This window comes from Veronia pacifica (assembly GCF_001707825.1).
GTDB classification, from domain to species: domain Bacteria; phylum Pseudomonadota; class Gammaproteobacteria; order Enterobacterales; family Vibrionaceae; genus Veronia; species Veronia pacifica.
Genome location: NZ_LYBM01000008.1, coordinates 68,807 through 90,457, shown reverse-complemented (window position 1 = coordinate 90,457; position 21,651 = coordinate 68,807). Strand labels below are relative to the sequence as shown.

The following is a 21,651-nucleotide window of genomic DNA, read 5'->3' as shown; positions in this document are numbered from 1 at the left end:
CATTCCGATATCACTATTAGAACTACTTTTATCTATCATTTTGAATTCACAGCATTTACTTACGTCACAACGCATTCACTCCTGAATAAGCCTTCCACGCTTAAAATTTTTAATACTCTTATTATGCCAAGTCCAATATTTGTCTGGGTGTTACACCATAAACTTGCTTGAACGCCATTGAGAAGTGACTTGGGCTTTTGAAACCTACTTTTGCGGCTGCTTGAGACACTGAGCATTGGCGGTCTTTAATTAATGCTCTGGCTGTCTCCATGCGGTGTGTGTGTAAGAAACCAAACACTGTTGTTCCGTAAATCTGTTTGAACCCCTTTTTCAACTTGAAGTCATTAATTCCAACACGGCGTGATAACTCAAGTAACCCAGGAGGGTTTGCCATTTCGTCAATGAGAATGTCTGCCACTTGATGAATAACAGCAACATCTTGTGCATTTAACTTGACCACTTTTTGATTAGAGACTGTAGCCAGACGTTCCAGCAACTTGAGTTGATGAGACCAAAGTTCGAGTACCTTGGCTGAAATATAGTGGTTTTGTACATCCGCCTCTTTTGTTGCATTTATAATGTCCTGAGAAACGGTGAGCATTAATCTTGATACAGGCCCTGACTTATATATACCTTGCCAAAATGGATTATTAAAAACATCAGCGTGAAGGCTTTTAGGATCAGACTTTAGCCATTCAGAACCTAGTTGTATCGTAATGAAGCAGTTTTCTTCATGAGCATTAAAAATGGATGACATTTTCTGTGGCTCTTCTTTATAGCGAGCAAACAGAGTCTCATTCTTCTGTATTTTTATATCCGGACGCCCCTGGCAAACATTCCTTAATGTACCTTGAACGCATACCGTAAAACTCAGGCTTTCCACTGTAGCTTGGTTTGAGAAGATCTCTATGTTTTCATGAAAACAACACTCCATGATCACAAGTGTCGCCCCCCCATTAACGGAATAACGACGACTCGACCTTCCCCATACTCCTCTGGTACATCCCAAGACATGGGAATAGCCATACTTTGGGTAAGTGATTGGCTTGCTTGATTTTCATTACTATTAATCCGCAAGAACTCATCAAAAAGAACACGCTGAGTACCCATAATCTATTCGCTACAACCACCATACAAACGATAATTATTATCATTACCATTTAGGATGATGTCGGTCAAACAAGTGCATAAATATAGCGACTAAATCACATTTTTTTCTAAAGGCTTCTTATTATAGAAACATCGTTTTCTTATTAGAGAGCAGGTGAACTCTCATAAATTTTTATAAAAATAACCACCAGTTTGCAGGTGGTTATTTTTTGACTCTAACTTGTACTTTTTTTACTTATTCATGCAACGTTATCCTGTTCTTCTACTGCTCTTTTTTGACGGGCATAATCACGAAATATATTTATTTTATCTTCGCCGACCTTTTCACGTAATTCAGTATTTCTAATACCCAAATCTTCTTTATCCGCTAAGCAGAGAATACCTATTTTTCCGACATGTTCATTAGCTTTGACTTTAACAACAGAGTCGGCAGCACTTTCTAATGTATACACATCAGATACAACAGGATTAATTTTACCCTGACAGGCAAGCCTGTTTGCTTCATAAGCCTCTGTGAAATTCGCACCATGCGAGCCTATAATCGATTTCACGTGCATCCATAAATATCGATTATCAAAGGAATGTTGATAACCCGTCGTTGAACCACAGGTTACAACTTTACCTCCTCGCTTAGCCACAAACACGCTGGCACCAAATGTTTCACGCCCCGTGTGCTCATAGGCAATATCAACCTGTTCATTTTCCAGCAAGCGTTCAACCGCGGCCCTGAACGCAACAAGATGTCGCTGATTCTCCTCTCCATTTTCTTTAAAAAACCGGTAGCGCCCTTTCTGTCTGTCAACAATCAGTTTACAACCGAGTTTTCTGGCTAACTGTGCTTTCTCTTCACCAGATACGACAGCAACTGGATTGCCACCACCATTGAGCACATATTGGATACCGAGAGAGCCCATACCACCCGCACCACCCCATATGAGTACGTTATCACCCTGCTTCATTTTTGCACCATTCTCAGAAACTAACATTCTGTATGCGGTACCTGAAACCAGTGCCAGTGAGGCTGTTTCCTCCCAACTAAGGTGCTCTGGTTTGGCCATTAGTTGCGTTTCCTGAACAAGACAAAACTGAGCTAATCCTCCGAAGTTTGTTTCAAAACCCCAAGCTCTGCCGTCGGGATCTTTGACACCATCGCTGTGTCCTTGGTGTTTCAAAAGTGTGGCCACTGAGGGATTGACAGCAACCCGATCACCAGGCTTCCATAGTGTTACGCCGTCACCTACCTTCACAACCACACCGGACGCATCGCTTCCCATAATATGGTAATCAAGGCAGTGTTTTTTATTTCGAGGGTAGTACTGAGCAAACTGAGAAAGAAACTGAAAAGTAGACAATGGCTCGAAAATGGATGACCAAACCGTGTTGTAATTAATACCTGACGCCATAACTGCAACGAGAACTTCACCCGCCTCTACTTCTGGTATTGGCACGTCTATATAATGCAGTGATTGCCGCGGATCTTTATCCTCAGATTCCATTCCAACAAACATCTCCTGTTCTTCACGTAACGTCACCAGCGCCTTCATAGAATCAGGTAATTTTACATTGGCAAAATCATCAGCATTCGCATGTTCTGAGGCAATCATCTCCATTAAAACGTTTAAATCAGATGGCATTTTTAACATCTCCTATCATGTAGCGATTAAGCTGCTCAAATTATGTGTTTTTTATTTTTGTTTCTTTCGTAGGGCTTCAATGCGCTGGCTACTCGTCCAGTGACGTTTTGTGTTGGATCTTGAACAAAGAAATGTCCCCCCTTCAGGCTGTGGGAAATAAGAGGAAGAGTGCTGTATTTAGCCCATTCATGCGTCACTTCGATTGGCGAAACTTTGTCATCCAAAGCAGCAAAAACATGTAGAGGGCATGATAAGGGGGTATCGAAGTCTCTGTGCCAAGACTCAATCAACTCAAGGTCAGCCCGCAAAGTGGGCTCAACCATCGCCATGTACTCCGCACTGTTGAGTAACTCTTCGTGTATTCCTCCTCTAGACTTCAATGCATCAACAAACTCGGGCGTTGAGAGGTGGTGAATGGGTTGAGTGTCAACGATGTGAGGTGGTCTGCACCCGGAGACAAACAAAATATCTGGCTGATACCCCTTGTCGGTAAGTTTACGAGCAAGCTCATAGGCAACAATCGCCCCCATACTGTGGCCGAAAAAAGCGAAAGGACGATCAAGCAGTGGCTGTATTTCAATTGCCAACGCATTGAGCAGCGTATTCATCTCGCGAATTGGGAATGCTTTAATTCGATTTTCTCTTCCCGGCAGCTGTACCCGGCACGTTTGAACGTGATCGGGCATTGCTTTTTCCCAATGACGATAAGCGGACGCGCCACCACCTGCGAAAGGAAAGCAAAACAGCCGTATAGACGGGTCATTCGCTTTACTCAGTTGAAACCATGGCGTTTGATTGATTGTATTTAACATAGTGTCTCCGGCATATTTCCTGTTTCTTCATCACCATTGGCCGTAACCGCATCACCATCAAGGGCAGGTTGGACATGCTGGTCAATGTAATTTGCAATATTCGCAACGTGCGCAGCCTGCATACATGTCAAATGATTTCCTTCTATGTTCATCGCTTGAAACTCATCAGCCAATCGCTGCCAACGCTTATCCAATCGAGGTGTATCTTGGGTTGCCAGAGTTTGAAGCAGTAAGACTGGTACGCCGTTTATTGGCTTCACTTCATATTGCGAGGTCAATTCAACGTAATGTTGAAAGACTGAAAAGCGCTGTGATAACTCATCGGCACCCAACTGAACGCCACTGACCAGAGGCGTGTTTTCAGACAGTACCTCTAAATAGTGCTGCACCGCCTCGCTATCAATATCTGTAAAGTCATCAAGCGACGTAGGTTGATGTTCAATACAAGCGAGATTTTTCAGTGCTAATTCGTCGACTGGTAATGGATCAATCGGCAAGCCAAGCGACGCAGCGAACATAGTGAGAGTCACTAACGGTTTTTCGACCAGTTGCCTCGGTAAAAATCCACTGTCTATCAATATGACCTTGTCTACCGTATCGCCAGCGCGTTGTAACTGCTTCGCCATTTCCCAAGCCAATACACCACCTGAACTGAAACCACAGAGGTAATAAGGGCCCGAACTTTGCTGTTGTTTAATCATCTGGATATATTGAGCAGCAATGTCTTCAAGCGTTGGGGCTTGAGAAGCTTCAGGAGCCTGAATACCGATGATGTTGATGTGATCGGCCAGTTGATCGGCAAGTTGTTTGAAGACAAAAACATCTCCATCACTGCCATGCAGACAAAACAAGTTAGGTTGACCTGCAGCATACTTATTAAGTGTCACCAGATCTTTTGTATCGCCGCTTCCGGTGCAGGCCGAAGCCATGTCTCTCAAGCTTGGCGTCATAAAGACCTGACGAACGGAGAGTGCCAGTCCCTCATCCTTCAAAGCGACGCTCAGCCTTGTGGCTGACAGAGAGTCACCACCGATATCAAAGAAGTGATCATCCAAACCAACCTGTCGACCCAGAATCTGCTGACAAGCCTGCAACAGGCTCTTTTCAGTAGCAGTGCGAGCTTCTGAGGGCTGGATATTCGTTGCTTTACTGAGGTCCGGCGCAGGTAAAGCACGGCGATTGACCTTTCCGTTTGCCGTTAAGGGCATACTGTTGAGCAGAATAAAGTGGCTGGGAATCATGTAATCAGGTAAGGAACGGCTCAACTCACCTTTCATCGCAGTAATAGCCGACTCGTCATCCGTCGTCGCACTTTGATTAATAACACAATAAGCAAGTAAGCGTTGTTTTCGCCTCGCCGCTCCTTTCGCAGGGCGAGTATTACCGCTTACATCACTCAGGTCAGCTACAGCAATCACCAGGGTTTCTTTCACCATGGGCAGCGCCAATAAAGACGCTTCAACGTCACCCAGCTCAATCCGGTAACCGTTCACTTTTACCTGATCATCATTTCGCCCAAGAAATTCGATATGTCCCTCTGGATGGAACCGTCCTGTATCGCCGGTTCGGTAGAGCATTTCGCCAGTCACAGGATGTCGAATAAACGCTGATGTTGTTTTTCCCTGATCTTGCCAATAGCCCTTAGCGAGACCAGCCCCTGTGATGTAAAGCTCCCCTATCACCCAGTCAGGACATGGGGCTAACTGTGAATTGAGAACATGGAAGCCCTGATTCGCCAGTGGCATACCGTAAGGAATACTCCGCCAACGGCTGTCCACCTTGTGTACAGGGTAAAAGATGGACCAAATCGAGGCTTCCGTAGCGCCACCCAAGCTGAATAATTCGGCCCGATTAGCGAGATCACTGACCTCCTGTGGCAGTGAGAGCGGGATCCAATCGCCGCTTAACATCACAACACGCAGTGAGTTTAGAACGGAATCCTCAAGGCTGGCAGCTTGGCTCAGCAGCATTTGGCACAGTGCGGGTACGCTATTCCAGACGGTGACCTGATGTTTTTCCACCAGCTCAACCCAGTGAGCGGCATCTTTGGTGCCCTCGGAATCAGGCAGTAACAGGCTAGCGCCTGCTGACAATGTTCCGAAGATATCGTAAACAGATAAATCGAAGTTGAGTGCAGAGAGGCCGAAGACAACATCCTGATGGGTCACATTAAACCGAGTATTTATATCTAAAACGGTATTTAATGCGCCACGATGGTCTACCATTACGCCCTTTGGAACGCCCGTAGAGCCTGAGGTATAAATGATATAAGCCAGCTGCTGCGGAGGTGAGGAAATAAACTCAAAGTCCACTGCATCATTCAAATACTGCTCGGCGTCATGCCATTGCGGAAGAGGCAATACTGGTATGTTAGAGAACAATTTTATAGGCAGCGTCGAGTCTGAAAGTACGATAATGTGCTGAGGAACAGCGCTCTCTAACAAAGTCACCAATCGCTGCTCAGGCAGACCGTCATCGAGTGGAACATAAGTTGCACCGCAGCCCAGGGTTCCCAATACCGCCGCTACCTGCTGCCACCCTTTTGGTAATAACAAAGCAACACGATCACCCGGCTTCACCCCGGATTTTTGTAAACGCCATGCCACCCAGCGAGCGTAATCAAACAGCTGGTGATAGCTCAGTTGTTGCTCAGTGGTTATCAATGCAGGCTTATCTGGACACTCAGCAACCTGTGACAAGAAGCCTTTGAGGAGATCTGCATTGTCAGGAAGATATTCAGGGTTATCCGTTGCATTGTAAGCGTCACGTTTTGCTTGCTGCTCCTTATTGAGGGTTACCGGATGCGTTGATTCCCAGATATCCTCATCATTGGCAAGCGCTGTCAATAACTCCGTGTAAGCAGCGAACATGTCATCAAGCACATCAGCCGGGAACATTTCATCAACGCAATCCCAATAGACATTCAATTGTCCTCCATGATCATGAACATGGTTATCGATATATACCTGTGGCGTCTGGCTGATGGTGTAAACCTGTTCACCAAGAAGTTGCTGTGTTTCGCGCTCTTTATCACTGAAGTCAGCGTCGATTTGCTCTGCAAGCCCGAATGTACTGGTAAATACCACGGGCATATTCGCTTGCTCGGGCGAGCCAGTATGTCGGACAAGTTCACGTAACACCTGAATACCAGAAAAACTGTCATAGGCCTGATCCTGCAAAAGCTGCTTCTGTAAGCTTGTCGCTCTCGACCGGAAGGAGGCAACGTCGCTGAAGTCCAGGCTCAGGAGAATCAAAGAGGTAAATTCACCCACAATATCGTTTACCTGTGGGTGCACAGGCATACGGTTAAATGTCGGGACATTTAAGGTGAACTTGGGTGATTCACTCCAATAAGCTAAAACCTGCGCGTAGACCGATAAGAGTAAGCCTGACGGCGTTAATCCAGCCAGTTCAGCCCCACGTTTTTTCAGAACTTGCCACTGTTCAGAAGACAGATGGAACGATCGACGATGGAATTCAGGAGAGGAAACCTGAGCGGCCTCTTTGGCCAGCGGCAACTGTGGCGCTGGATAAACCTTATCCAGTCGTTCGGTCCAATACGTTTTAGCTCGCTGGTAGTCTTCGGTTTCACGGTAGGCTTCGAGAGAGACCACATAATCACGGAATGCCAAATCCAGCTCTGGCAGTGTCTGATCGGGGAGGCGATACATCTGTATCCACTCGTTCAGCATAGTGCCGATACTGCGTCCATCAGTCATGATGTTGTCGAGACTGATGTGCAAGCGAGTTGTATCTCTATCAATCTTTGTGGTCCGAATTTCAAATAACGGCCACTCGCTGGTGCAAGGTACACGATGTGATAGTTGCTGACGGAATAACAGCAGTTTCTCCTCTCGGCTTTTCGGAGAAACATAAATTAAGTTGTCGCAGGCAATTACATAGTCAGGTACCTCTGACAGAACCCGCTGCTGGCCGTCTGGCATGATAATGCAGCGTAGCATCGCGTGGCGGGATACCATGCGATTCCACGCATGCTGAAGTGCTGGAATATCTAAATGCTGACAATCAATTTCTAAGTATCCATGGCAAGCAACATTCCCGAGATCCATGTTTTGATCTCGCCCAATCCAATAAGCCTGCTGAACATCGGTCAATGGAAACGGTGCAAAGGCCTGACTTTTATCTGCCTTTAGCGGGAGGTCGTTTTTATCTGTGCCTGAGACATTCCAAATCGCGTCAAGAATGACACGGCAAATGGATTCAATTCTGAGGTCTGCCATCAGTTCATTCGGTCTAACCTGAATTTTCAATGTCTGATTGAGGCCATTCATCAGGTCGAGGAACATCAGGGAATCAACACCCAATTGCATGAGGTCAGTTGATACCGGCACTTCGTCTGCCGGGCAACGCAGCAACACGCCAACCCGCTTTTGCAGATACTCAGTCAAGACATTTCGCCGAGTTTCCGCTTGCGTTTCATCAAGCAACACCTGCCTCAGGTCATGCTGAGCGTCAGCCTCATTGGGTAGAGTATTGTGTTGTGCAAGTACCTTATTCTCGCCCATACCCGGTAAGCGACTGAAATACCCGTTCAATTGATGTTCAGGGTAATGTTGCACCAAGACTGGCCACTCAACGTCCATCACCCCGAAATGCGCAGAGGGTTTATCACTGTTAAGCAGAGTATTTAAGTGTTCGAGAGCCTGCGAGGGTGAGAAACTTCTCAGCCCGCCTTGCTCGAGACGCTTCAACTGCTGCGGGTCTGCCACCGTACCCACGTCTGACCAAGCCCCCCAACTCACACTTAGAGCAGGTAATCCGCTCGCAATACGATAATGGGCAAGTGAATCAAGAAAAGCATTACCCGCCACGTACTCTGGTAGCCCTCGCGCTGGCACAAGAGACACCGAAGAGGAATAAAGAATAAAGAAGTCCAGTGGCTGATCTAGGGTGATACGGTGCAGATTCCATGCGCCTTGAAGCTTAGGTGCGAGCACCGCCTGGGCACGTTCAAGTGGCGTCATACCCGAGAGCTGTTCAGAGTCTCTGACAACAGCACTGTGTACGACACCTTTAATCGGCTGGTTAAGCTCAGAAACCATACGTTGAAGTGCGTCTGGGTCTGTAATGTCCACCAGACCGATTTCAACATTCACGCCTCTTTCTCTGAGTCTTTTAACGGCATCTTCCGCAAGCTGTGAGGCTTTATTACGCCCGATCAGGAGTATGTTTTTTGCTCCGAGACCAGCGAGCCAATCCGCGGTTTCTAACCCCAAGCCACCCAAACCGCCCGCAATCAAATACCAACCGTCTTCATCAATAGGTAGGCTCGTTGATTGAGCGGAGGGTGCGGAAACGCTCTGTAACCGCGGCCAGTAGCAGTCGTTATCACGCAGGACCAGCTGATATTCACCGGTACTTTCCGAGGCAAAAAGTTGTCCAAGTAGCTGGGTTGCGTTTGCCTCGTCACTGACTGAATGGTCAAGGTCGATAAGTTTGACTTTCAGCTCCGGGTGCCCCAACGCTACAACCTGAGAGAAGCCCCAAAGTGTTGACTGTGCGATTTCAATCTGAGCACTGTCAGTCGCCTTTGAAGGTATTTGCGTTCCCCGTGTAAAGATATTCAGGGATCGAAGATTGGACTTATCCACCTGTGATAACTCTGCCAGCAAGTCCAATAGATCACTGAAGAGGTCTGTTTGTTGTCGATTTAGATCCTCGGTTTCAACATCAAGATCGAGGTGACTATTCAGCCCCCAGAAATAAAGTAGGTGAACAGGCTCAGTCGTATCTTTATTGAATACCGTCTCAAGCAACTGCCGCATATTTTGTGAGGATGCAGAAGGCAATATCTGATGGACCGTCTGTTGATTGCCCTTCAATAATTCAGTAACGGCATCAGCCTGCCCGGTGCAGTCTGCAAAGACTAACCACTGGCTCGGCTCCGAGAGCTGTGAGGCTGAAGAATCTGCAGAGATACCAGAGTACTGCCAGTCCAACTGATAAAACGGAGAAGCGGGTTGCAGGCGAGTGACATTCTGCGCTTGTTGGGCAAGCAAAATCCGTTCCCCTAAAACGGATGCTTCACTCTGTTCACCCGGTAACTCAGCAAAATCACTGAAGCCCAGCTCCATCAATAATGACTGCCATTGCGGCTGTGTCATAAAGGGCTGAATACCCCGTAGGTCAGTATCCTGAACCAGTGGTAACAACAAACCGGTCGTTAACTCACCAATGAGAGTTTCATTGACGATCTCATACATCAGTAGATGAGCACCCGGTTTTAACAACTGACTGACATAGCCCATGGTTTTACGTAAATCGTCACCCGCGTGAAGTACATTTGATGCCACAATCAGATCAAAACTGTGAGCGTCGAAACCTTGGCTACAGGGGTCTTTATTGATATCGAAAAGTGTGTATTCAACGAAGGTATGTTGCTCAAAGCGCTGAGCCGCGACTTGAAGAAACAGCGGTGACACGTCGGTATACACATACTGACAGCGATCAGCAGGTAAAACGGGAAGCAGTTGCTCACTGGTAGCGCCTGTGCCCGCACCTATTTCCAGAATACGAAGCGGCGTGCCCTTCGGTACAGCTCTGGCCCATTCGGCAACGGTCTCACGCAACACATTGTTAAAATAGCGGGATGTCGGTAAGTCAGCATAAATGTCACGGACCTCATCGACAGAGGTATTCCCCATCATCGCCTCTAATGCCGTCATCCTGCCCGTCAGTACGTCTGCAAGCTGCTTCCCAGACTGTAAAAATACCGTTTCAAATACCGTATTTTGAGCGAAAGCGTCACTACACGCTTCGATGTACTGGGGTAACACGTCGTCACCAACGTTGCTCAGTTGTCCGTAAGTGTCCCCTTGTTTTCTTAACAGGCCATCCTCAACCAAGGCTTGGATGAAACGTTCGAATAGCTGGGTATATTGTGGGAGAACCTTTCCTTCGCTGATCAGTGTTTCAAGAGGGTAAAATCGCTCTGTCGCAGTAAAAAGCGACATTTCCCTGAAGGCACGAACAATGAACACCTGCGCCAGTTGAATCAGCGACCGCTCTTGTTGCATCAAGGCCGATAACCCCAGTGATTCAATCCCTCTTTCAGCAGCTTGACTACCTGCGGTGATGAGTGATTGCCAGACCGGTATCTCAACATCAGCAGAGCGTGATTGCAGCCCACGGTCGACATCTGACAACCAGTATCTCTCGCGGGCAAAAGGATAACCGGGAAGTGGAACACGTTGGCAGTGTTGATGGTCTTCAAGTTCAGCCCAGCGTATATCTACGCCAGCACTGTAAAGAGCGGCTGCACATTTTAACATCTGTGCTTTGTCATGCTGCTGATGATGTAGTGAATGCAGCCATTTTTCATTCGGGACGTCCTGATTGGAATCAATCAGACAACTTGGGCCCATTCTGCTCAGAACAGGGTGCGGCCCACATTCCACATACACGTCCACCCCAAGTCTTTCCAATTCGCGAACACCGTCTTGAAAAAGCACTGGCTCTCTGACATGCGCTCGCCAATATGCTGGTTGCGTAATTTCATCATCAGTAAGGGTGCGGCCATACACATTCGAGACCACTGGGATCTTAGGCGGATTCAGTGTTAGTGAGGCCACGACGTTTTCAAATTCATCAAGTATCGAATCCAACATCGATGAATGAAACGCATGAGAGACATTGAGGGCGCGACTTTCAATATCGCACGCTGAAATCTCGCGCACGACATTATCTAACTTATCCTTTTCGCCCGATATCACTTGATGTCGCGGCCCATTCTCAGCCGCAATGGTCAGAGAGGGATAATTCAGCAGCAAGGTTTCAATAGTTTTTCGGTCGGAGAATACTGCCACCATGCCGCCAGCTTCAGCTGGAAGAGACTGAATTAATCGTCCTCTTGCAGCAATTAAGGTCAACGCATCATCGAGACTCAATACACCCGCAACACAGGCTGCCACGATTTCTCCGACACTGTGGCCAGCAACATGGCTGAATTCGACCCCGGCCGATGTCCACATTTCATATAGTGCATATTCCACGGCAAACAAAGCAGGTTGTGCATAGGCGGTTTGTGCCAATAAAGCTTGGTCTTCTTTACGGCCGAACAACACATCCAGTAATGGCGCATCAAGCCATTGCTCTAAGCCTTTGGCACACTTATTTAATGCATCGCGGAAATGACGCTGCTGTTGATATAGGTCTTTAGCCATGTCAGGGTACTGTGCCCCCTGACCCGTGAATAAGGCTGCTATCATTTTTGAATCGCTTTCACTGCCCTGCCAGCCCTGAGAAACCGATTTATTTGCCACAAAATCGTTGAGTTGTTTCGTCAGGGTTGATGTGCTGTCACTCAACAATGCCAACCTATGAGTGAAATGTTTACGCCCCTCCATGGCGGTGAAACTGATCGACGCTAATTCAGGTGGCTCAGTCTGCTCAAGGCAGTGAATGTATTTCTGCGCCAACTCCTTAAGTTGCGGTTCAGAGGTAGCAGAAAGAGGGATAAGCACAGGACCTTGCAGAGTATTGCTGTTTTCGGATTTTACTGGTGCTTGCTCAAGTACCATATGCACGTTCGTGCCACCAAAACCAAACGAGCTGACGCCAGCACGACGAGGATGTGCCCTCTCTGGCCAGTTTTGTAAGCAGTTATTGACGTAGAAAGGGCTGTTGGCAAAATCAATCTCTGGGTTAGGTTGCTGATAATGCAAACTCGGTGGGATCTTCCCGTGCTTCAGCGCCATGACTGTCTTAATGAGACTGGCGATACCTGCTGCAGCATTGAGATGACCGATGTTGGTTTTGACCGAGCCTAATCCGCAGAATTGGTTCGCTTGGGTTTCACTCCTGAATACCTGAGTTAGCGCCCTGACCTCAATGGGATCGCCAAGCGCCGTTCCTGTGCCATGCGCCTCGATATAATCAATACTCTCAACGGACACATCAGCCAATGCCAGCGCATCAGCTACTACCTTTGCCTGTCCCTGAATACTTGGAGCGGTATAGCCGATTTTATTCGCGCCATCATTATTCACCGCAGAGCCGCGAATAACGGCCATGATGTTATCGCCATCTTTCAGCGCATCATCTAAGCGTTTCAGCAACACCACACCGGCGCCGTTTCCGGCGACTGTCCCTTTTGCGTCGGCATCGAAAGCGCGACAATGACCGTCAGGGGAAAAGATCATTCCCTCCTGATACTCGTAGCCCATTTTCTGTGGCACAGAAATATCAACACCGCCGGCCAGAGCCATACGACATTCGCCATTGAGCAGACTTTGCGCTGCGGTGTGTACAGCGAGGAGGGATGTAGAACACGCACTCTGCACACAAATACTGGGGCCAGTAAGATCAAGCTTGTAAGACACGCGGGACGCAAGATAATCTTTGTCATTCCCCATCAAGAGTTGCAATAGCTTTGTTAGCCCACCGCCTGTCGTTTTTGGCGCGGCAGCTAATAAATACGTGCTGATACCAGCCCCAGCAAAAACACCAACATCACCCGCCACATCCGGGCGATACCCTCCGTGCTCCAAAGCATGCCAGCAACATTGCAGAAAGAACCGCTGTTGTGGATCCAGCATGGTGGCTTCATACGCCGTGCACTGGAAAAAGTCGGCATCAAACATATCAATGTCATCAAGGATTGCAGCTGCACCAATGAAGTTTTCTCTTTGGATATCGGACTCATCGAACCCCGACTCGCGCAGTTCATCTGCGCTAAATGTGTTGATAGATTCCACACCGTCAACCAGATTGCGCCAAAATTCGTCGATATCATTTGCTTGTGGAAAACGACCCGCCATGCCAATGATGGCAATCGCGTCAGGATGTTCTGTTACGGAAGTCATGCGGTTTCTCCATGCTGAGGCGTTTCGCCTTTTGCGGGCCTGCTGGTGCGGCGACGACGAGACTGAATGTCTTTGCGGGCCTGTTCCATAAGACTTAACCCCTCTTTACCTTGGTCATCAAGCGACTCAGCCAACAGGCGTATGGTGGGTTTTTCAAAGAGGTCGAGGACTGAAATCGTGAGCTTAAGTTGATCTTCGAGCACTTTATGAATGGCAACGATGTCTAGCGAGCTTGCGCCGAGGTCAAACAGATTTTCAGTGACACTCAGTTCTGGTGTCAGTAACCTGCCCGCAATAACACCCTGAATGGTTCTCTCCATATCGCTGGCCGGCGCGACATACGCCGCTTTTCGTTCGGCGGTGAAGTCAGGAATTGGTAGCGCTTTTCGGTTTACCTTACCGTTATTATTCAGCGGAATACTGTCTATTGCGATATAGGCGCTCGGCAACATATAACGTGGCAGTTGCTCAGCGAGAAATTGTTGTAACTGTGCTTTATCTATATGATTTTCTTCAGTCAGAATGTAGGCAACAAGGCGCTGTTGATTTCCACTCTTTAACGACGTATCCCCAACCAGTGAGGTCACTGCTTGTTTGACGGCAGGATGAGAGTTCAACAGTGTTTCTATCTCACCTAACTCAATGCGATGACCACCAAGTTTAATCTGTTGATCTTCACGCCCTTGAAACTCGATATAACCCGGCGAATCATCAGAAGAGGGATGGAAACAACCCAGATCGCCTGTCTTGTAGAGTCGCTCGCCGGTCTGTGGATGTCTTACAAAGCGTGAGCGGGTTTTCTCATCATCTCGCCAGTAGCGTTGCGCCAGCCCTACCCCGCCAATGTACAAATCACCCGTCACCCAATCAGGGCAAGACTGAAATGCATCATCGAGGACAAAAAAGGTCTGGTTAGCCATCGGCAGGCCATAAGGCACGCTTCGCCATGTCTTGTCGACATTTGTAACCGGGTAGTAGATCGACCAAATCGCCGCTTCGGTGGCTCCGCCAAGACTGAACAAGTTGGCTTGAGGGCAAGCCCGAGATATTTTTTCCGGCATGTCCAGAGGTATCCAATCACCACTGAGCATTACGGTCTTGAATGAGGGTAACGACTGATTTTGTGGCAGTGACTCGAGTAACATCTGCAATAGGGCCGGAACAGTATTCCACACCGTACATGGCGATTTGCTCAGACAGGCAAGCCAGTGCTGGGGATCCCGCTCATGCCCTGCGTCGGGCAGCACAAGCGTTGCGCCTGCGGCCAAGGTGCCGAATATGTCATAAACAGAGAGATCGAAATTGAGTGCTGATAAACCAAATACTGAGTCTTCAGGGCCAATCTGGAAGCCTTCATTCACAGCCATCAGTGTATTAACGACCGCATTATGGCTCATCATTACACCCTTCGGTTTGCCCGTCGAACCCGAGGTATAAATGATATATGCCAGTGCATCAGGTGCTTGTTTTGTGGGCCAGAAACACAGGGCATCGGGATTTTCAACAACAGGCGTCGCGTCAATATGAATTTTACCTGTCGTATCGGGCCAGTCAGCTGACTGGAAATCAGCCAACGTAATGGCAAAACGGCATTCCGCCTCTTGCAGCAACCAGCTGACACGTGATGAGGGTAAGTCAGGATCGATAGGAACATACGCTGCACCAGCCGCCAGAATTCCCAACACAGCCACGACCTGACGCCAGCCTTTCGGCAAGACAACGGCAATTTTGTCACCAGCTTTCACACCACGAGCCTGAAGCGTGAGATTTAGATCGTAAGCACGTTGCGCGAGTTCTTGATAACTGAGCTGCATATCACTGGCCACAACCGCAATCGCATCAGGCTGCTTGAGCACTTGTTGATTAAAAGGTTGAAACAAAAATGTTTGCGCTGCGTCATTAATTTTTTCGTTGTTCGTTTGATTGTAGCGTTTGCGCTCTTCACGCTGTGCCGTAGGCAAATAGATATGAAGTGGGCTATCCCAGTCGATTTTGGCTTCCGCCAACTGTTGGAGAATGTCGGTGTAACTTGCAAACATCGTGTCGAGCAAACCCGAAGGGAATGCTTCAGGCACATGATCCCAATGAATACAAAGGCCACCAGCTTCCTCGTAAACTTGGTGATCAAGTAACACCTGAGGTGTCTGAGTGATTGAGAAATCCATTTCACCGAGCTGCTTTTTCGTCGTATCCAACTGTTCGCTGACATCCCCTACAGTGAGGGCACTGGTAAAGACAATCGGTGCTAACTGCTGACCTTCAGACACAGAAGACCACTGTTGCAGTACTTGCATACCGCTGAAAGCTCGCTGCTCAAGATCATCAAGGAAGCGGCTCTGAATACGCTTCGCTCTGGCTTTAAACCCGGCGTCATCACCATCTGCCAGTGCTTCTACAGCCAGCAACATGGTGGCAGTAAAATCACCAACAATTTGATCCATTTCTGAATGCCATGGTTGACGATTGAACAATGTCATATTCAGCGTAAACCGCGACTCTCGACACCATCGGGCCAGTACATGTGAAAAGACATTCAGCAGTACCACTGTGGTTGTCACACCATGTTTTTTCGCCTGTTGTTTTATGCTTCTCCACTCATTTGCAGGCAGTCGATGATACAAACGCTCAAATCGCGGTTTGCTGATATCCGCCAGTTCTTTTTTCAGTGGCAATAAAGGTGCTGCCGGTAAGGTTTTGATGCGCTCTTGCCAATACTTTTCCGCTTGTTGGTAGGCAGTGCCACTTTGCTGATCTCTGAGCACAAGCACGTAATCGCGGAATGAAAGAGAAAGCGGCGATAGCTCCACAGAGTCATCGTAATAACAACGATATATCTCTTCTTGGAAGATAAAGTTACTGTAAACATCAGAGACAATTGCATCAAAGCTCCAGTGAATACGCTGCCGCTGCTCATCAATCAAACTGACGTGGATGTCAAAAAGTGGCCAGCGACTGGCATCCAAAACCTGATGAGAAAGCGTTGCGCGAAGATCCAGCAAGGCTTTTTCTGTTGCTGCTGGGTCTAAATCCCTAAAGTCATGCACGTCGATATCAAAATGAGGCACTTGGGACAGTGTCTGCTGAGTGCCGTTGTTAAATACCACCGTTCTGAGCATGTCATGACGAGCAATCACTTTTTGCCATGCCTGTTGATAACGCTCGACGTTCAATTCCTCGATCGAGAATTCAAGATACGCATGGCTGGCAACGTTCCCCAACAGAAAATGTTGATTTCGCCCCAGAAGGTATCCCTGCTGAATATCTGTCAGCGGGTAAGGTTCGAATCGGTTTTCCTGATCTGGCGTGATGACATAGTTGTCTGATGATTCTGTTTTTGTTAATTCAACGCCTTTATTTTTCAATAAACGCGCCATTAGTTGCTGTTGGTCTTTAGATAACTGACTCATGAAAACAGCGTCCTCCAGTGATTAATTATTTGCTCATCATTGCCCCTTAAAATTTGCTGTCACACCGTCGATGCTTGCTCCTCTTCCGCCAGAACTTTCTTAACTTCATCAGGCGATAGGCTTCTGACTTTCAGATAAATATCAGCAATATGCTCGCTTAAGCCGGGTTCTGATTCGTTATCGGTTATCAAGGCTGCTATGCGGGCAATGTTTTGCTCGCTAAACAGGGCTCTTATGGGAAGATCAAATTGAAGCGCATCGCGCATATCTGCCATTAGCGGAAGGGCCAACATCGAGTCTCCCCCGAGTTCAAGGAAGTCGTCGTTAACACCGACTGCATCAATACCTAACCGCTGTTGCCAGAGCATGGCCAAAACCTGCTCGACAGCATTTCTTGGCGCAAGGTAATCGCTGCTGAGATTTGAGCGGTCGAAATGGTGTTGCTCATTGCTGATATCAGCTTGCTCAAACAGAGAAATGGCTTGATCAACAGACTGTGAACGCTGTTTTATGAGTAGCGGAAGATCGGCGGTAGAAACAATCAGCTGTGGTAATGACTGTGCTAATACATGGTTAAAACAGGTCATTCCCTCTTGCGGTAAAATCCCGATATCCATGCTGCTACCGGTGATTTTTTCATGGCGTTCGGCTAAATCCAGAATCATTCCTACTTCCAGCCAGTAGTCCCAGTTCACACTGAGTATTCGGGTAGCGTTTTCTTGTCTGGTACAAGGATTTGCATGATGTTGAGCAAAGGTATCGAGGAAGATATTTGCAGCGGTGTTCTCTACTTGTCCGAGACTGCCAGCAATCGCACCCATCGAAGAACAAAGCAACATGAAGTCGAGCTGTTGGCCTTCAAAAAGCTGATGGAGCAACACAGTTCCCACCACTTTGCTATTCAGGTTCAAGTGACTTTCAGCAGTGGCTTCAAGCGTCATCAGGCCGCCACCAACAACACCTGCGGCATGAACGATACCGTTAACTGCCCCAAATTTAGCTTCTATAGTTGTCTTGAGCGACACCATGCCATCTCTGTCTGCTACATCGACAGCGAAAACATGTACCTTAGCGCCTTGCTGTTCTAATGTTTTCACCTGCCCAATGCGCTGGTAAATCTGTTGCATTTCTTTTGACGGATCAGGCTCGTCTTCATAGGTTTTCATCCATTGAGACCAGATATCACGGGACGGCAGTTCCGTACGGCTGACTAGGATCAGATTAGGGCTTTCAACTTCACTGGCCAGCCAACTGGCCGCCGTCGCGCCAATGCCACCAGATGCGCCTGTTACCAGATATGTGCCTTCCTGACGCAGAGACTTTTTGGCGAGATCTCCGGCATTCGGTAACGATGGCGTTAAAGGGGTATAAACAGGTTCCCAACGAAGGCCGTTGCGGTATGCAACCGATAAGAAGCGACTTTCCCGTTGCGGTTCAGATTGATCAATTTCCTTGATAAGACCTATAGGGTTAGAGGCTGAAGCGACTTTTGCATCGATATCAATGTGTAGGAAGTTCAGTTCAGGAAATTCATAAGGAATGACCTTACAAGGGCCAAGCAGTGTTGCCTGATTTGGTGAAACCTCCTCTTCTCCCGTCACCTTGTAAAGCTCGCGGGAGAGAACAACCAAACGAGTCTCAGCACCTGTCAGTTGTTTATCTGACATCGCGCTAAGAAGGTACATAAGGCTCAAATAACCCGTTTGTTGGCTGAGCGAACCGGATAATTGCTCAGTGCTTTTTGGTAAGTGCCTATCTAGCTCTGATAGCTGCCAGCCATGAACTATTACGTCAGGTATCGAGCCAGCTTCCACTACCTCACTGAGAAGTCGCTGGTAATCAGCAGGTTCACCCGCACGAATACAGAATTGATTAGAGCTTTGACGACAATAGGTCTCTGCCCAATCGACAGTGATGACGTTATCGCCTCTTGTCTCGTGTTGTTCTTTTAGTTCGTTCAACACCGACTGATCGCGATTGAACACCAGATAACACCGCGCCTTTGTCGACGGCACCTCGACACGCTTGGGGCGCTGCTGCCAAGAAGGTGCATAAAACCAGCTCGCCATATCTGCACGCTTCTCGAGAGTGACGCTACCGGAAGGTGTTTCACTGTGTTGGCCATGTCCATTGTGGCGTTTACGCTCAAGCCAATAAGACTCTCGTTCGAAGGGATAAGTGGGTAACGCTGTCCGCTTGCCGACAGCACCTTCATTGACAGCTGTTGCTCTGACTTTTCCCCAGTCGATGGGTAAACCAGTCAACCATAAGGTACCTAATGCTTCATTAAGTACGTCGTTGTCATTGAGCGCTTTATCCGCACTTCGCATCGTCGGAATAATTTTGCGCTTGCGTCCAAACTCGGGGTGGCGCTTCGCCATTGTCGTCAAACCGCGTCCTGCACCGAGCTCGAACAGCACCGCTTGCTCGTCTTGCATGATCACCGACAATCCCTGATGGAACAGCACAGTCTCTCGAAGATGACGAACCCAATAGTCCGGTGATACGGCCTGCTCAGGCGTAATGAATGTGCCTGTTACGTTGGACACAAAGGGAATGGAAGGTGCTTGTAAGTTCATGCTTTGCACAAACTCGTGAAACTCACTCAATATAGGATCTAGCGTGCTGGAATGGCCTGCTCTTTCGCCGGGCAAGCGATGGAAACCAGTTTTGTCCGCCTTCAGTTCTTGCTCAAATGCATTAATCTCAGCCAACGGGCCAGAGACCATACAAAGATTTGGCGCATTGACCACGGCGAGGGAAAGCGAGCCCGGCAACGATCCTTGCAGTTCAGACGAATCCTGACTCACCACCAGCATGCCACCCGGCATGCATTGCCGGATCAAGCGCCCGCGGAATACAACCAAAGAGAGAGCTTGCTCAAGTGAGAAAACGCCCGCCGTTAACGCCGCGCAATATTCGCCGAGGCTATGGCCGATAAGTTTGTCTGGGGCAATGCCCCATGCGGCTAACTGCTCAACCAGTGCATGTTGAAGTGAGACGAGGCAAGCCATGCCGATTTCAGGCTGATTTAACTGAGATTCTGCCAACGCTCTACCGGTATCACTGGGGTAAAGTACATCACGAATATCGAGTTCTAGCAGTGGCAGCAAAATGTTCGCACAGGTATCGATGGCATCACGAAATGGTATTTGCTCTCGGTATAAATCCGCTCCCATGCCCACATATTGGTCACCAACACCGGGGAACATAAACGCCGTTTTACTTATCGCATTCTGCGCGTTAATTTCCGCAACCTGACCTCGCGTAGGTTTAGCACCCAGTTTTTTGATCAAGTCATCACGGTGCTGACTTACGATAAATCGTCGATGAGGGAAAGCTTTCCTTCCGCGTTGCAGCGTGAAGGCAATGTCGTTGAACTGTGTGTCAGGGTTCTTGGTCAAATAATCGAGTAACTGATCAGCCTGAGCTTGAAGGGCCTCTTTGGACTTTGCCGAGAGGGGGAAAATTGTTGAAGAATGAGGGGCATCATCCACTGGCTTTTTGTCGGCTGAGTGCATCTCTTGCAAAATCAGGTGAACATTTGTCCCGCCAATTCCAAATGAGCTAACTGCTGCGTTTACCGGTTGATCCCACGTTTCACTGCTCCAGTCCTCTAAAGCGGTATTCACGTAAAACGGGGTATTTTCGAGGCCAAGCTCGGGGTTTGGCGAGGAAAAATGCATCAAGGGAGGTAATTGACGATGTTTAAGCGCCAGCGCGGCTTTGATAACACCTGCGACACCCGAAGCTGCGCCCAAATGCCCTATGTTGGTTTTTACTGATCCAAGCGCACAGCGCGGATTATTGCCAGAGTGGGTTGAATGCGGTGAGGTTAGCCCATAAGCACGCTTGATTGCGGTAAACTCAATAGGGTCACCCACAGGTGTGCCTGTTCCGTGCGCCTCAATAAATCGAATAGATTCGGGCCGGATATCAGCCATCGCCAGCGTTTCTCGGATAACATCTGATTGCCCATCAACGCTTGGTGCTGCATAAGCGACCTTTTTCGCGCCATCGTTGTTGATGGCAGCCGCTTTAATCACAGCCGAAATGTTATCGCCATCTTCTATGGCATCTTCAAGGCGCTTCATGATGATAACGCCCACACCGTTGCCATGAATTACGCCAGTGCCGTCCGCATCAAACGCATGGCATGCAGCATCTTTTGACAAACCACCTTCTTTGTAGAATCGGTATCCACGCTCTTGAGGTATGTTAAGACCAACGCCACCAGCAATCGCCATGTCACATTGGTAATCTAATAGGGACTGATACGCAGTTGCAATCGCCGCCAATGATGACGAACAAGAGGTGAGCACAGTGATTGCTGGCCCCGTCAGGTTTAGTTTGTGCGAAACACGAGATGTCAGATAATCCTTATCGTTAGCAATCATTGCTTCGAGATAGACATCGATATCGCGAAGATCAAAGTGATCGGCAACGTTGAATATATAGTTATTGAAATTCGCACCCGCATAAACGCCAACATGGCCGGGGTACTCGTCAGGTACATACCCAGCATCCTCCAGTGCCTGCCAGGTCGTTTCCAAAAATAGACGTTGCTGAGGATCAATCATCTTCGCCTGTCGCGGCGTGATATCAAAAAAGCTCGCCGCAAACTGGTCGACGTCATTCAGTCGATACCCTTTAGTGACAAAATCACTGAATCGGCTCGCTTCATCAGACAGATTTGATGCTTTCAATTGTTCATCAGTAAATTGCTCGCGAACGTCTTTCTTTTCACAAAGATTTTGCCAAAACGTGTTAACTGTATCGGCGCCAGGGAAACGTCCTGCCATGCCGATAATCGCAACACTCATCGTGATATCTGGTTCACTCATATTTCCGTCCCTCCGAGAAT

6 protein-coding genes are annotated in these 21,651 nt (G+C 48.1%); all 6 read right to left on the bottom strand.

Translation table 11 applies throughout. From position 1 onward, the window contains the following. Positions 1-121: 121 nt before the first annotated feature. Positions 122-1,009: a helix-turn-helix transcriptional regulator gene (locus tag A8L45_RS06590; protein WP_175401930.1), complete on the bottom strand. Its 888-nt coding sequence runs from the start codon at positions 1,007-1,009 to the stop codon at positions 122-124. A 340-nt stretch (positions 1,010-1,349) separates the two neighbouring features. After that, entirely contained in the window at positions 1,350-2,744 is a 1,395-nt protein-coding gene (ccrA, locus tag A8L45_RS06585) for a crotonyl-CoA carboxylase/reductase (RefSeq protein WP_068900461.1), read from the bottom strand. Positions 2,745-2,779: 35 nt separating this feature from the next. Beyond that, positions 2,780-3,556 (bottom strand): thioesterase II family protein, encoded by a 777-nt coding sequence (locus A8L45_RS06580; RefSeq protein ID WP_068900459.1) that lies wholly within the window; start codon positions 3,554-3,556, stop codon positions 2,780-2,782. Further along, positions 3,550-13,380 carry a hybrid non-ribosomal peptide synthetase/type I polyketide synthase gene (locus A8L45_RS06575; RefSeq protein WP_068900457.1) on the bottom strand — a complete coding sequence of 3,277 codons (9,831 nt, stop codon included), beginning with the start codon at positions 13,378-13,380 and terminating at the stop codon, positions 3,550-3,552. The genes A8L45_RS06580 and A8L45_RS06575 overlap by 7 nt, the downstream gene beginning before the upstream one ends. Next, entirely contained in the window at positions 13,377-16,787 is a 3,411-nt protein-coding gene (locus A8L45_RS06570; RefSeq protein ID WP_068900455.1) for a non-ribosomal peptide synthetase, read from the bottom strand. The genes A8L45_RS06575 and A8L45_RS06570 overlap by 4 nt, the downstream gene beginning before the upstream one ends. Before the next feature lie 59 nt (positions 16,788-16,846). Next, complete coding sequence (locus A8L45_RS06565; RefSeq protein WP_068900452.1) at positions 16,847-21,631, bottom strand: type I polyketide synthase; 4,785 nt, start codon at positions 21,629-21,631, stop codon at positions 16,847-16,849. Between the last annotated feature and the right edge of the window lie 20 nt (positions 21,632-21,651).

What these genes read in the sequence shown, in the direction of transcription:
- ccrA (WP_068900461.1), bottom strand. Translation starts at nt 2,744, where the DNA reads ATGCCATCTGATTTAAACGTTTTAATGGAGATGATTGCCTCAGAACAT.
- A8L45_RS06580 (WP_068900459.1), bottom strand. Translation starts at nt 3,556, where the DNA reads ATGTTAAATACAATCAATCAAACGCCATGGTTTCAACTGAGTAAAGCG.
- A8L45_RS06575 (WP_068900457.1), bottom strand. Translation starts at nt 13,380, where the DNA reads ATGACTTCCGTAACAGAACATCCTGACGCGATTGCCATCATTGGCATG.
- A8L45_RS06570 (WP_068900455.1), bottom strand. Translation starts at nt 16,787, where the DNA reads ATGAGTCAGTTATCTAAAGACCAACAGCAACTAATGGCGCGTTTATTG.
- A8L45_RS06565 (WP_068900452.1), bottom strand. Translation starts at nt 21,631, where the DNA reads ATGAGTGAACCAGATATCACGATGAGTGTTGCGATTATCGGCATGGCA.